The following is a 12662-nucleotide window of genomic DNA, read 5'->3' as shown; positions in this document are numbered from 1 at the left end:
CCCCGCCCCGCCGCAAACTCCCCACCACCCGCCGCTAGAGCACAAACCATGACCGGAGGCTGTGCTTGTGCCCGGCCCCGCGCTGACCCAAGCCGTCGCGATCGCGAGCGAAGCCAAGTTCGAGCCTGCGAGAACTTGATCGCGCAGCGAGGCCCCCAGGGCCGAGCCGGAGCGATGCAGCGATCGCACGTATTGTCCGTTGAAGGAAGGCCGTCTAACGGCCTGACGCCAAGGACAATACAGATTGAACAGTGTCGGCTTCGGCGGCGGTTTTGTCGGGGCGGTAGCGGAGGACGCGGGCGAAGCGGAGGGCGATGCCGCCGGGGTAGCGGGGGCTCTGCTGGACGCCGTCGAAGGCGATCTCGACGACGAGTTCGGGCCGGACGTGGACGGTCCAGCCGTCTTCGCGGACGGCGAGCTCGCGGAGCTTCTCGGTCTGCCAGGCGAGGAGCTCGTCGGTGAGGCCCTTGAACGTCTTGCCGAGCATGACGAACCCGCCGGTCTCGGGGTCGCGGGCGCCGAGGTGCAGGTTGGACAGCAGGCCCTGGCGGCGGCCGTGGCCCCACTCGACGGCGAGGACGACGAGGTCGAGGGTGTGGCGGGGCTTCACCTTGATCCAGCCGGCGCCGCGGCGGCCGGCGGTATAGGGGGTGTCGAGCGACTTGATGAGGACGCCCTCGTGGCCGCGGGCGACGGCGTCGTCGAAGAAGTCCTTGGCGGCGGACGGGTCGGCGGTGACGATCCGCGGGATGCGGAGGGGCTCGGGGACGGCCCGGACGAGCGCCGCGCTGCGGTCGGCGCCGGGCGCGTCGAGGAGGTCGTCGCCGTCGAGGTGGACGACGTCGAAGAGGAACGCGGTGAGCGGGACGGGTTCGGTGTCCTTGGCGGTGCGGGTCGCGGTGCGGGCGGCGGTGACCTGGAACGGGTACGGGGCGCCGTCGGGGCGCAGGGCGATGACCTCGCCGTCGAACACGGCGTCGCGGACGGGCAGCTCGCGGACGGCGGCGACGACCTCAGGGAGCCGGGCGGTGATGTCGTCGAGGGTCCGGGTGAACACGCGGACGTCGCCGTCGCGGACGTGGATCTGGGCGCGGACGCCGTCGAGCTTCCACTCGACGGCGGCCTCGGCCTTCAGCTTGGCGAACGCCTCCTCCACCGAGGGGGCGGACGCGGCGAGCATCGGCTTGACCGGGCGTCCGACCTCCAGGGTGAACGCCTGCAGCCCGGCGGTGCCGTCGGCGAGGGCGGCGGTGGCGACGGGGCCGAGGGAGCCGCGCAGCATGACGGCGCGGCGGACCTGGGCGGACGGCACTCCGGCCGCGGCGGCGATCGCCTCGGCCATCACGCCGTCGAGGGCGCCCTGGCGCAGCTCGCCGGCCAGCAGCCGGATGAGGAAGCCCTGCTCGTCGCGGGTGGCGCGGCCGAGGAGGGCGGCGACGAGGTCGCGGCGGCGGGCGACGGACCCGGCGCCGGACACCGCGCCGATCTCGGTGAACGCGGCGTCGACCTCGGGGACGGTGAGGGACGGCTCGGCGGCGGGCGGCGGGACGTCGCGCAGCGCGGCGTAGCCGACGCCGATCTGCCGCTGCGGCAGCTCCCCGGACAGGTAGGCGACCACGGTCGCGGCCTCGCCGGGCGCGGCGGCGCGCAGGCACTCCGCGAGCGCCGTGATCTTGGCCTTGCGGCCGGAGGTGCCGGCCACCTCCCGGGACGTCCGCGCGATCTCCGCTATCAGCACCACCCCATTGTGACCACGGGGGCTGACAATCGGCCCGGGCGGGACCCCTGGTCAGCCGCGGCGGTCCTGACTACGTTGACCAGTGGCGGGGTCGATGACGCGCGGGGGAGTGAGGAGCGGGGCGTGGGGCTGCAGCGCGAGCCGTTCCACCGGGTCTACTCGGCGCCGGAGCCGCCGTCGCCGAAGCGGCGGCCGCGGCTGCTGGTGCTGCTGGTCGCGGTGGTGGCGTTCTGCGGGGCCGCGGCGGCGGTGTTCGTGCTGATGCCGGGGCACGGGAAGGACGCGGCGTCGCCGCGGACGTCGCCGTCCGGCGGCGCGGCGCCGGGCCGGACGGGCCGGGCCACGGAGCCGCCGAGCCCGTCCGGGACGCCCAGCCCGTCCGAGACGCCGATGCAGGAGCAGACGGTGGCGTCGCTGCCGAAGCCGTGCGCGATGGTGTCGGGCCGCACCGTCGGCAGGACGATCCCGAAGGCCAGGCGGGACGAGAGCGCGAACTCGACGTTCACGACGTGCACGTACACGGCGCAGGGGCCGAGGTTCCGGTGGCTGCGGGTGGAGGTGAACCTGCACGCGCCCGCGAAGACGCCGACGCCGGTGCAGGACGCGGAGGGCGACTACCGGGCGTCGTGGACGCAGGCGCACGACGCGCCGCTGGTCCGGACGATCAGCCTGCGGCGGCAGCGGGGGATCGGCGACGAGGCGTTCCGGTGGTTCAAGGCCGACGACGGGCAGCCGACGGTGGTCGGCGAGGTGACGGCGCGGTTCCGGAACGTGCTCGTGACGGTCAGCTACAGCGAGCAGGCGGCGAAGGGCGCCGCGGACGCCCGGGAGGGGGCGTGCCTCGGCACGGCCGAGGGCGTCGCGCGCGAAGTCCTGGCCACCTTGGCGCATTTCTGACCTGAATCGGCCGATCATGGCTTATTTTCTGTCAGAAGCTTCTAAGGTGTTTCCGGTAAAGGGGAGGAAGTGCGGCGGTCGTGCCCCCACCCGTGTCCGGCGGCCGGCGTGCTTTGCGGTGCATGGGGAGGAGGAGGTCGACGACGTGACCGTTTCCGCGGTTGGAGTGTCCTGGGTGAAGTGATCTCCAGGTCAGCAGCCCGTCCCGTCGAAGGGGCCGTGGAGTGGACCCCGCTCCGCGGCCCTTCGCGTTCCCGATTCCGGGACCACTGGAAAACCGTTCGGTATTCGGCTGCTGCCATTGTGTCACCGAATTCGTTTCGGTGCCGGCGGAAATGGTCGCGGAGTAGAACCGGTTACGATTTCGCGAGTCCCGCACGAACCCACACGTCACGGGCCCGGCCGTCCAGGAATCCGACCTCGTCGAAGAACGCGGTGCACTTGCGGAACGCCCACGCCATCGTCTCCCGGCGGTGCTCGCTGCGCGCCGCGACCCGGCGAGCCAGCTTCGGGTCCAGCCCGACGGCGGTGTAGCACGACGGGTGGATCACCTGCGTGGCCATCAGCCGGGTGCCCTGCGCCAGCGCGTACGCCGCCGCCCGCCGCCGCACCGGCGACGCGTGCGCGACGAGCCGCTTCAGCTCCTCCCGCGCGTACTTGATGTGCCGCGCCTCCTCGATCACGTGGATGCGGGTGACCTGCCGGATCATCGGCTGGACGGCCTCGTCCGGGAACGTCAGCCGCTGGAACGCGTCGGTGAACTCCTCCACCACCAGCGTCCCCGCGAACATCGGCATCGGGTCGTACACGGCCCCGAACAGCTTCGCGAAGTGGTACTCCAGCGCCCGCGGCCGGTGGGTGCGCAGCCCGCAGGTGCGCACCATCCGGCCGAACATCTTCGAGTGCCGGCACTCGTCGGCGATCTCCGTCAGCGCGTAGGCGACGTGCTCGCTGTCGTAGCGGCTCCGGTAGGCGTGCTGGACGAGCGCCTGCATCAGCAGCATCTCCGACCAGATGCCGAACGAGGCGATGCTGCACATCTCCCGCTTGGTCAGCTCCACGCGCTGCCGGTGCGTCAGCCCGTCCCACAGCGGCGTCTCGTAGATCGACACCAGCTGCGGCGCCATGTACCAGACGTCGGGGTCCTGCGGGGCGTCCCAGCCGACGTCGGTGTCGGGGTCGAAGGAGTGCTTGCGGGACGTCCGGAGCAGCCGCTCGGCGACCACCTCGCGGTCGGTGAGCTCCAGCGTGTGGTCGCCGTCCTTGCAGCGGATCCGCGCGGTCCAGGTGGCGGGGCGGTCGGTCAGCAGTTCGGGGGGCATCGATCCTTCTCCTCTCCCGGGGGAGGCCGAGGAGGGCCGCGAGGCCGTGCACCGCACGGCGGGGCCGGCCCTATTGCACGGGGATTCTGGCGAGCAGGCGGGTGGACGCCGGCGAGATGCGGGACAGGGCGTGCAGGAGGTGGCCCTCGAAGTTGACCGGGACCACGGCCTTGTTCTTGATGATGGCGTCGACGACCCGCTCGGCGACCTTCTCCGCCGGGTACCGGCGCAGCCGGATCGCCTTCTCGCCGCGGGCGCGGACGCGCTCGCGGTGCGCGGCGTCGCCGCCGACGAACGTGCCGTTCTTGACGATGTTGGTGCTGGCGAAGCCGGGGCACACGGCGGTGACGCCGATGCGCGAGGACGCCAGCTCGGCGCGCAGGCACTCGCTGAGCATCAGCACCCCGGCCTTGGTGGTGCAGTAGGCGGGCAGCGAGCGGGTCGGCGCGAACGCGGCGGCGGACGCGATGTTGACGATGTGGCCGCCGAAGTTGGGCTTGTCGGGCTTGTTCGGCAGCGCGTTGACGCGCTCGACCATCTGCTTGCCGAACAGCCGGGACCCGTGGATGACGCCCCACAGGTTGACGCCGAGGATGCGGTTCCAGTCCTCCACGCCGTGGTCGAGGAACGGGCCGCTGACGGCGATCCCGGCGTTGTTGACGACGATGTCGGGGACGCGGTGGGCCTGCCGCACCTCGGCGGCGAACGCCTCCATCGCGGCGGCGTCCGCCACGTCCACCTCGTAGGCGCCGCCGCCCGGGCCGAGGGTCTTGGCGAGGGTCACGGTCCGCTCGGCGGACGGCAGGTCGATGTCGGCCGCGAGGACGGTCGCGCCGCGTTCGGCGAGGGCCAGCGCGATGGCGCGGCCGAACCCGCTGCCGGCTCCGGTGACGACGGCGAGCGCCCCGTCGAAGTGCGCGAGTGGCATGCAGACCTCCGAGATGTCCCGAGCGGAATGATCTCCAACCGTACTCAGCCCGCCGCGGCCTCGGCGATGACGGCGTCGACCTCGGCCTTGCGCTCGGCCTCCTCGGCGGCGAACCGCTCGGCGTCGAGCTTCTCGGCGATGTCCTCGTCCTGGTTCATCAGCGCTTCGAGGTCGGCCTTGGACATGTCGAGGACGCCCATGTCGTCGTACGTCCGCTGGATGCGCTCGCTCCAGAGGCCGATGTCCTTCACGCACGGGACGATCCGGCTGAACAGCAGGCTCTGGAACATCTTCATGTAGGGGGAGTTCTCCACCATCTCGTCGACCTCCTTCGGGTCGATGCCGAAGTTGGTCCAGATCTCCCGGCCGCGGATGCGGTCGCGCATGAGGTAGCAGCCCTCGATGACGAAGTCCTCGCGCTCCTTCAGCTCGGGCGCCGACAGCTGCTTGTAGTAGTCGCGCAGGGCGAGCCGCCCGAACGCGACGTGCCGGGCCTCGTCCTGCATGACGTAGGCGAGGAGCTGCTTGGGCAGCGGCTTGGTGGTGATGTCGCGGATGACGCCGAACGCGGCGAGCGCGAGGCCCTCGATGAGCACCTGCATGCCGAGGTAGGGCATGTCCCAGCGGGAGTCGGTGAGGGTCTCGTTCAGCAGGTCCTGCAGCTTGGTGTTGATCGGGTAGACCATCCCGACCTTCTCGTGCAGGAACCGCGTGAACAGCTCGACGTGCCGGGCCTCGTCCATGGTCTGCGTGGCGGAGTAGAACTTGGCGTCCAGGTCGGGCACCGACTCGACGATCCGGGCGGCGGTGACCATCGCGCCCTGCTCGCCGTGCACGAACTGGGAGAACTGCCAGGACGTGGAGTGCTGCCGCAGCTCGCCGCGCTGCTTCTCGGTCAGCTTGTCCCAGTACTTGGTGCCGTAGATGGCGAGGGACTGGTCGGGGACGCCGAGGACGTCGTACGGGTCGACCTCCAGGTCCCAGTCGATCCGCTTGACCGAGTCCCACTGCTTGTCCTTGCCCTTCTGGTACAGGGCGAGGAGCCGGTCCCGGCCGTCGTCGTACTCCCAGGTGAACCGGGTGTCTCCGGCCAGGGGCACGTTCCAGGTGGACTTGCCGACGGGCTCGGTGTAAAGGTCATGGGTCGACACGGGCGTTCCTCCCCGAGGGCGCGACACGTACGATGTACGTAAGACGTACGTTGTACGTACCGTGTCACGGTGTACTTACGGGTGTCAACGGCGGGAAGGGGCGGGACCGATGAACGGCGACGTGACGTCCGACACGCCGGCGCCGCGACCCGTCCTCACCAGGGCGCGGATCGTGCAGGCGGCGGTCGGGCTGATCGAGCGGGAGGGCGCGGACGCGCTGTCGATGCGCCGCGTCGCGGCCGAGCTGGGCGTCGCGGTGATGTCGCTCTACAACCACGTGCCGAACAAGGGCGCCCTGCTCGAAGGCGTCGCGGAGCACGTCATCGCCGGCCTGGAGTTGGAGGACGACCCGTCCGAGCCGTGGCAGACGCGGGCCCGCGCGCTCGTGCGGGCGTTCCGGAAGGTCGCGCACGACTACCCGCGCTGCATGACGATCGTCCTCACCCACAAGATCGACACCCAGCTCGGGCTGCGGCCCGCCGAGCGGGCCCTCGCGCTCGCCGACGCCGCCGGCTTCGACGGCCCCACCTCGGTGCGGATCATGCGGGCGCTGATGGCGTACGCGCTCGGCGCGCAGCTCCGCGAGACCGGCGTGGTCAAGACGCTGGACAACCTCGTCGAGACCCAGGCCGAGTCGTGGGCGAAGCTGGACGCCGCCGAGTTCCCGCACGTGGTCGCGCTCTCCGAGGAGCTCGCGAGCCACGACCCCGAGACCGACTTCGAGTTCGGCCTGGACCTCCTCATCACCGCCCTGGACGCCCTCCCCCGGGGGAGGAGTCAGTCCAGGTAGGGGCTGAGACCCTTCCAGCAGAAGTCGGTCATGTAGCGGGCGGCGTCCTCGACGGTCACCTCGGGATGCCAGGTCCGCCACTGGGCGAGGCGCTCGCACGCGCCGATGATGATCTCGGTGAACGCGGCGATCGCCTGCCCGCCCGCGTGCGGGACGAAGGCGGCGAGCACACCGGAGATCAGCTCGCTCTGCTGCCGGCGGGTCGCCTCCACCGCCTCGACGGTCTCCTGCGACCCGGCCGCCGGCTCGCGCAGCAGCATCGCGAACGACTTGCTGTGCGCGTCGATGAACCCGAAGTAGGCGACCATCCCGCGCCACAGGATGTCCTCCGGCGTGGTCGCGCCCGCCATGGCCTTCTGCGTGACGTCCAGCAGCTCGGCCTTGGACCGGCTCACGCACGCGACGAGCAGCCCGTCCTTGGAGCCGAAGTACTCGTAGAGCATCGGCTTGGAGACGCCGCAGCGCTCGGCGATCTCGTCCATCGAGGTGCCCTGGTAGCCGCGCTCGCCGAACACCGCCTCGGCCACGTCCAGCATCTGCCGCTCGCGCTCCGCGCGCGACATCCGGCGGCGGCGCTGCGGGGGATGCGGTGTGGCGGCACTCACAGCGGAATCCTATCTGTTGGACCTACCGTCAGTAAGCTACTCATAGTAACTTACCCCGAGTAGGTTACCGCGAGAGGACGGGATATGAGCGAGCGCGCCCCGGCGATCGTCATCATCGGCTCCGGCTTCGCCGGGCTCGGCATGGCCATCCGGCTGAAGCAGTCCGGCTTCCACGACTTCGTCATCCTGGAGAAGAGCGAGGCCCTCGGCGGGACCTGGCACGACAACACCTATCCCGGCTGCGCCTGCGACGTCCCGTCGCACATGTACTCCTTCTCCTTCGAGCTCAACCCGGGCTGGTCGCGGATGTTCGCGCCGCAGCCCGAGATCCGCTCCTACATGGAGCGCACCGCCGACAAGTACCGCGTCCGCGAGCACATCCGCTTCGGCAGCCACGTCGACAGCATGGAGTACCAGGACGACACCCGCCGCTGGAACGTCACCCTCACCGACGGGACCGTCCTCACCCCCCGCGCCGTCGTCTCCGGCATCGGCGCCCTGCACATCCCCTCGTTCCCCGACCTGCCGGGTATCGAGAGGTTCGAGGGCACCACCTTCCACTCCGCCGAGTGGGACCACTCCTACGACCTCACCGGCAAGCGCGTCGCCGTCATCGGGACGGGCGCGTCCGCGATCCAGTTCGTCCCGCAGGTCGCGAAGAAGGCCGGGGAGCTGATGCTCTTCCAGCGGACGCCGCCGTGGATCCAGCCGAAGCCCGACTTCACCTTCCCCAAGCCCGTCCGTACCGCGTTCGGCAAGGTGCCCGGCGTCGCGCGCGCGTTCCGCAACGGCATCTACTGGGCGCTGGAGGCCCGCGCGATCGGCTTCACCATCGACCCGCGGCTGTCGCTCCCGCAGGAGAAGCTCGCCAGCCGCCACCTGGCCAAGCAGATCCCCGACCCGGAGCTGCGCGCCAAGGTCACGCCGGACTACACCATCGGCTGCAAGCGCGTCCTGCTGTCCAACGACTACTACCCGGCCCTGACCCGCCCGAATGTGACCGTCGAGACGTCCGGCATCGCCGAGGTGCGCGAGCACTCCGTCGTCACCAAGGACGGCGAGGAGTACGAGGTCGACTGCATCATCTACGGCACCGGCTTCAAGGTCGTCGACGCGCTCAACGAGCTGCGCGTCACCGGCCGGAACGGCGTCAAGCTGCAGGAGATCTGGGCGGACGGCATCGAGGCGCACCGCGGCACCACGATCCCCGGCATGCCGAACTTCTTCATGCTGCTCGGCCCGAACACCGGCCTCGGCCACAACTCCGTCGTCTTCATGATCGAGGTGCAGATCCAGCAGGTGCTGAGCTGCCTGCGGCTGCTGCAGGAGTCCGGCGCCGACGCGATCGAGCCGAAGCCCGAGGCGTCCCGCCGCTTCAACGACCGGATGCAGCGGCGGCTGCGGCGCGCCGTGTGGAACGAGGGCGGCTGCAACAGCTGGTACCTCGACGACCAGGGCGTCAACCGGACGCTGTGGCCCGGCCACACCTTCGAGTTCTGGGCCGGCAACCGCAAGGCCAAGCCCGAGGAGTACCTCCTCACCCGCTGACCCGGGCGCGCGGACGTGCTAGGGATTGGGCATGCCGAAGCCACTGATGCCGCGGCGCCTGCGCCGCATCAACAAGGCCGTCACGAACCGGGTGCAGGGCGTCTACGCGCCCTACCTGCCGCCGCTCGCGGTCATCGTCCACAAGGGGCGGACGTCCGGGCGCGAGTACCGGACGCCCGTCACGGCGTTCCGCAGCGGTGACCGGCTCATCGTCGGCCTGCCGTACGGGGCCGACACCGACTGGGTGCGCAACCTGCTCGCCGAGGGGCGCGGCGGCGTCGAGCGGCTCGGCCGCGTCCGGCGGATCGGCCGCCCGCGCGTGCTGACCGCCGCCGACGCCGCCGACCTGCCGGCCGCCGCGCGGCCCCTCACCCGCTTCATGGACGTGCTGGTCGCCGACCTCGTCGACGGCTGAGCGGCTACGTCCCCGGGCGAGCGGCCGCGTCGACGGTTGTGCGGCCCGCGTCCGCGGGCGGGCCCGGCTACTTCTCCGGCGCGAACATCGGGCGGAAGCCCGCGACGAGCTGCCGGACCACCGGACGCTGCTCGGCGGGCGTGCGGCCGCGCAGGTCGTGGATCGGGTCGAGGCCGTCGTAGTACGGCGCGAGCGCCAGGAACGGCAGCATCGTGAGGATCATCGTGGCGAGGACCTGCAGGTCGGCGTCCTCGCGGATGCCGCCCTGCGCCTTCCACAGCTCCAGCGTCGGATGGATGACCTGGAGGTAGTGCTGGTTCGCGGTGTCGCGCACCACCGACCGGACGCTGTTGTCCAGCTCGAAGTTCGTCGCGGCGGTGACGGCGCGCTCCAGCGGGTGGTCGGCCATGTACTCGGTCCAGTCGCACAGCACGTCGAACAGCCACTCGTCGAAGGACTGGTCGAAGTCGACGCGGGCGATCCGCCGCTCCATCTCCTCGCGGATCCGGCGGGACGCCTCGTCGCACACGAACGCGAAGAACTCCAGCTTGTCGCTGAAGTACTGGAACAGCGAACCCTTGGCGATGCCGGCCTCGCGGGCGATGGTGTTCAGGCTGCCGGTCGAGTACCCGTGCTCTCCGAACTCGCGCATCGCCACCTCGAGCACCCGTTCCCGCTTGGCGACGTTGAGGCGGAACCACGTGGACGTTGGCATGGACCCCTTCGACTTTCCGTCAGGAACCGGTAACCCGGAGGTCAGGATAACGGTCCATCGCTTCTCGTGTGAACCAAATGTCACTCTCGCGCGTCGGCCTCCGCGCCCGCGGCCGGTTCCAGGTACTGGAGCGTGAACTCGGCGGACGCGAAGTCGCCGCCCTGCGGCGTGCCCGGCCCGACGAACGTGTCCGGAATGCCGTAGTCGGCCGCGTCGTCCTGCGGCCGGTAGCCGAGCCCGTCGTCCAGCTCCCAGAACCGCCGCGCGTTCGCCGACACCGCGTACGCCGCGAGGAACCCCGGCGCCGGGACCGTCAGCGCCGCCAGCACGAACCCGGCGCAGTCCCGGTGGCTCAGCCAGGTCGCCAGGTGGCGCGGCTCGTTCGGCACCGCGTCGAGGCTGCCGATCCGCAGGCACACCACGTCCAGCCCGAACTTGTCGACGTACAGCCGGGCGAGCGCCTCCACCGCGACCTTGCTGACCCCGTACAGGCCGTCCGGGCGCGGCGGCATCTCCGCCGACACCGTCACGGTGGACGGGTACAGGCCGGTCAGCCGGTTGCTGCTCGCCAGCACCACGCGCCGGACCCCGGTCACCCGCGCCGCCTCCAGCATCCGCTGCGCGCCCAGGATGTTGCCCTCGACCAGCTCCGGGAACGGCGCCTCGTCCCGCACCCCGGCGAGGTGCACGACCGCGTCCGCGCCCGCGACGATCTCCGCCGCGTCCGACAGGTCGGTGCGGTGCACCTCCTCGTTCGGCGCCTCCGCCTCCAGCGGCGCCCGGTCGGCCAGCACCAGCGTGCTCGCCGCCTCGCGCAGCGGCCCCCGCACGGCGGACCCGACCCGGCCCGCCGCCCCCGTCAGCACGATCCTTCCGAGTGTCATCCCAGCAGTCTCCCAGCGTTGACGCGAGCTCGGCACAGGGGACTCGCCCAGCGGCCCGTTCCTCGCCGAACCTGCAGATTTCCGTGCGACGGATTCCCGGGGCATGTGATCATTCTTTGCCGCTTCGACAATGCCGGCGCGCGCCGGGCGAAACCGCTGATGAACCCGTCCGCTGCGACCGAATCGTGGTGCCCGCGCTCGACCGCCGCACCGGTGGCGCGGCGCGTCCGGAGAGCACTCTAGCTCGCCGGACGCCGCGGCCGGATCGAGCGCCCGGCGCCGTCCGCCTGTCGCTGATGCGCAATCCCTGATAATGCGGGCCATTGACCGGCCGGAGTAATTCGTCGTCCGCTGACAACCTTTTCCGTGCGCCTTGAAGCGTCATTCGGCAGCTGATTCGATCGCCTCATCGATCGGGACGGAAACCGGAGGGTGGAGGTGGGGGCGGGTGCGCTCACGGTCGGCCGGCGGTGCGGTGTTCGCGGGGCTCGGGGTGGCGGCGGTGCTCGCCGTGTCCGGGGCGTCCCCGGTGATCGCCGAGCCCACGCCGTCGACGTCCCCGTCCGGCGGGTCGCCCTCGCCGTCCGGCAGCTCCACGCCGTCGCCGACCGTGTCGCCGACGGACGACCCGACCACCCCGCCGCCGGACACCGGCTCGCCCACGCCCACCGACTCGGCCACGCCCACGCCGTCGCACAGCGCGACGCCGACGCCGACGCCGTCGCACACGCCGACGCACACGCCGGACGAGCCGGGCAGGCCGGCGAAGCCGGTGCTGGCGGTCGCGGCGACGGTGTCGTCGGCGACGGTCCGCCCTGGCGACGCGATCACCGCCACCGTCCGGGTGTCGGCGTCCGGCGCGACCGCCTCCGGGACCGTGCTGCGGGCGTCGGCGACGGGCGGCGCCACGGCCGGTCCGGCCGAGCAAGGCCTCGGCAGCGTGGGGACGGCCGGGACGTCGGCGACCGTGACCGTGCGGGTCCCGGCCGGGGCCGAGCCCGGGACGATCAGGCTCACCGTCCGGGTGTCGGCGTCGCACGCGGCCACCCGGACGCGCACCTACACGCTCGTCGTCACCGAACCCTCCGGCGCCCTGCCGCCCGGCATCACCCCGGGCTCCCTGCCGCCCGGCGTCCCGCCGATCACGCCCGCGAGCGTGCCCGGGCTGACCGGACCGGACGTCGTGCTGCCGCCGGTCGTCGGCCCGCAGACCGCGCCCGCGCCGATCGCGCCGGTGCCGGTGGCGAACCTGCGCGCGCTGCCCCGGGACTCCTCGGACCTCGACGACCTCACCGCGCTGCAGGCGGGCGTGCTGGCCGCGATGGCCTCCTCGGTGACGCTGCTCCTCCTCAGACTGCGGCTGGCCCGCCGGGAGGGCGTCTCGCCCCGGCGGCCCGGCCGCCTCCACCTCCGTCCGGCCCGCGTCCACCTGCGTCCGGCCCGCGTCCGCTCTGCCGGGCCGCCGGTGCGGGCCGTCCCGCCGCAGCCGGTGCGGCCCCGGCCGAGGCCGGCGGACCCGCGGCCCGTGGCGGTCTGGACGGAGGGGACAGGGGAAGATCGTCCAGGAGCTGTTCGAGGCGCTGGTCGAGGAGCAGCTCACCGTGCCGACGTTCGTCCGCGACTACCCGGCCGAGACCTCCCCGCTGACCCGCCCGCACCGCGACGACCC

At 71.8% G+C, this 12662-nt stretch carries 13 protein-coding genes; 5 read left to right on the top strand and 8 right to left on the bottom strand.

Going from position 1 to position 12662, the window contains the following annotated elements:
* Nucleotides 1-214: 214 nt before the first annotated feature.
* On the bottom strand, nt 215-1738 hold the full coding sequence (locus F9B16_RS43635; RefSeq protein ID WP_151546144.1) for an ATP-dependent DNA ligase: 1524 nt from the start codon (nt 1736-1738) through the stop codon (nt 215-217).
* A gap of 123 nt (nt 1739-1861) precedes the next feature.
* Between F9B16_RS43635 and F9B16_RS43630 the strand changes: the two genes are divergently transcribed.
* Complete coding sequence (locus F9B16_RS43630; RefSeq protein WP_151546143.1) at nt 1862-2635, top strand: hypothetical protein; 774 nt, start codon at nt 1862-1864, stop codon at nt 2633-2635.
* A gap of 356 nt (nt 2636-2991) precedes the next feature.
* On the opposite strand, the gene F9B16_RS43625 is transcribed toward F9B16_RS43630, so the two are convergent.
* From F9B16_RS43625 to F9B16_RS43615, 3 genes are all read right to left on the bottom strand, one after another.
* Nucleotides 2992-3957: an AurF N-oxygenase family protein gene (locus F9B16_RS43625; RefSeq protein ID WP_151546142.1), complete on the bottom strand. Its 966-nt coding sequence runs from the start codon at nt 3955-3957 to the stop codon at nt 2992-2994.
* Between the two features lie 70 nt (nt 3958-4027).
* Nucleotides 4028-4885, bottom strand: coding sequence for an SDR family NAD(P)-dependent oxidoreductase (locus F9B16_RS43620; RefSeq protein ID WP_151546141.1), 858 nt, complete (start codon nt 4883-4885; stop codon nt 4028-4030).
* Between the two features lie 44 nt (nt 4886-4929).
* Nucleotides 4930-6036 carry a ferritin-like domain-containing protein gene (locus F9B16_RS43615; RefSeq protein ID WP_151546140.1) on the bottom strand — a complete coding sequence of 369 codons (1107 nt, stop codon included), beginning with the start codon at nt 6034-6036 and terminating at the stop codon, nt 4930-4932.
* 109 nt (nt 6037-6145) lie between these two features.
* Between F9B16_RS43615 and F9B16_RS43610 the strand changes: the two genes are divergently transcribed.
* Nucleotides 6146-6826 carry a TetR/AcrR family transcriptional regulator gene (locus tag F9B16_RS43610; protein WP_151546139.1) on the top strand — a complete coding sequence of 227 codons (681 nt, stop codon included), beginning with the start codon at nt 6146-6148 and terminating at the stop codon, nt 6824-6826.
* Here the strand turns inward: F9B16_RS43610 and F9B16_RS43605 are convergent.
* Nucleotides 6814-7431 carry a TetR/AcrR family transcriptional regulator gene (locus F9B16_RS43605; protein WP_225992469.1) on the bottom strand — a complete coding sequence of 206 codons (618 nt, stop codon included), beginning with the start codon at nt 7429-7431 and terminating at the stop codon, nt 6814-6816. The genes F9B16_RS43610 and F9B16_RS43605 overlap by 13 nt on opposite strands.
* An 84-nt stretch (nt 7432-7515) precedes the next feature.
* Here F9B16_RS43605 and F9B16_RS43600 point away from each other — a divergent pair, with 84 nt between their 5' ends.
* A complete protein-coding gene (locus tag F9B16_RS43600; RefSeq protein WP_151546138.1) occupies nt 7516-8979 on the top strand; it encodes a flavin-containing monooxygenase in 1464 nt (487 codons plus the stop codon).
* Between the two features lie 31 nt (nt 8980-9010).
* Nucleotides 9011-9394 (top strand): nitroreductase family deazaflavin-dependent oxidoreductase, encoded by a 384-nt coding sequence (locus F9B16_RS43595; RefSeq protein ID WP_151546137.1) that lies wholly within the window; start codon nt 9011-9013, stop codon nt 9392-9394.
* A 67-nt stretch (nt 9395-9461) separates the two neighbouring features.
* Here F9B16_RS43595 and F9B16_RS43590 read toward each other — a convergent pair whose 3' ends face one another.
* From F9B16_RS43590 to F9B16_RS43580, 3 genes are all read right to left on the bottom strand, one after another.
* Nucleotides 9462-10109, bottom strand: a complete 648-nt coding sequence (locus F9B16_RS43590) for a TetR/AcrR family transcriptional regulator (protein ID WP_151546136.1) — start codon at nt 10107-10109, stop codon at nt 9462-9464.
* A gap of 80 nt (nt 10110-10189) precedes the next feature.
* On the bottom strand, nt 10190-10993 hold the full coding sequence (locus tag F9B16_RS43585) for an NAD-dependent epimerase/dehydratase family protein (protein WP_151546135.1): 804 nt from the start codon (nt 10991-10993) through the stop codon (nt 10190-10192).
* A 381-nt stretch (nt 10994-11374) separates the two neighbouring features.
* Nucleotides 11375-11902 carry a hypothetical protein gene (locus tag F9B16_RS43580; protein WP_151546134.1) on the bottom strand — a complete coding sequence of 176 codons (528 nt, stop codon included), beginning with the start codon at nt 11900-11902 and terminating at the stop codon, nt 11375-11377.
* Between the two features lie 31 nt (nt 11903-11933).
* Between F9B16_RS43580 and F9B16_RS53215 the strand changes: the two genes are divergently transcribed.
* On the top strand, nt 11934-12662 hold a 729-nt coding region (locus tag F9B16_RS53215), incomplete at its 3' end, for a hypothetical protein (protein WP_225992468.1).

Origin of the sequence: Actinomadura montaniterrae, from assembly GCF_008923365.1 — a bacterium.
Lineage (GTDB): Bacteria > Actinomycetota > Actinomycetes > Streptosporangiales > Streptosporangiaceae > Spirillospora > Spirillospora montaniterrae.
Note: the sequence above shows the minus strand (reverse complement) of the source record. Positions and strands in the feature narration are given on the sequence as shown.

Excerpts from the sequence above, each read along its gene's own strand:
- F9B16_RS43625 (WP_151546142.1), bottom strand. The coding sequence starts at position 3,957 with ATGCCCCCCGAACTGCTGACCGACCGCCCCGCCACCTGGACCGCGCGG.
- F9B16_RS43620 (WP_151546141.1), bottom strand. The coding sequence starts at position 4,885 with ATGCCACTCGCGCACTTCGACGGGGCGCTCGCCGTCGTCACCGGAGCC.
- F9B16_RS43610 (WP_151546139.1), top strand. The coding sequence starts at position 6,146 with ATGAACGGCGACGTGACGTCCGACACGCCGGCGCCGCGACCCGTCCTC.
- F9B16_RS43600 (WP_151546138.1), top strand. The coding sequence starts at position 7,516 with ATGAGCGAGCGCGCCCCGGCGATCGTCATCATCGGCTCCGGCTTCGCC.
- F9B16_RS43595 (WP_151546137.1), top strand. The coding sequence starts at position 9,011 with ATGCCGAAGCCACTGATGCCGCGGCGCCTGCGCCGCATCAACAAGGCC.
- F9B16_RS43590 (WP_151546136.1), bottom strand. The coding sequence starts at position 10,109 with ATGCCAACGTCCACGTGGTTCCGCCTCAACGTCGCCAAGCGGGAACGG.
- F9B16_RS43585 (WP_151546135.1), bottom strand. The coding sequence starts at position 10,993 with ATGACACTCGGAAGGATCGTGCTGACGGGGGCGGCGGGCCGGGTCGGG.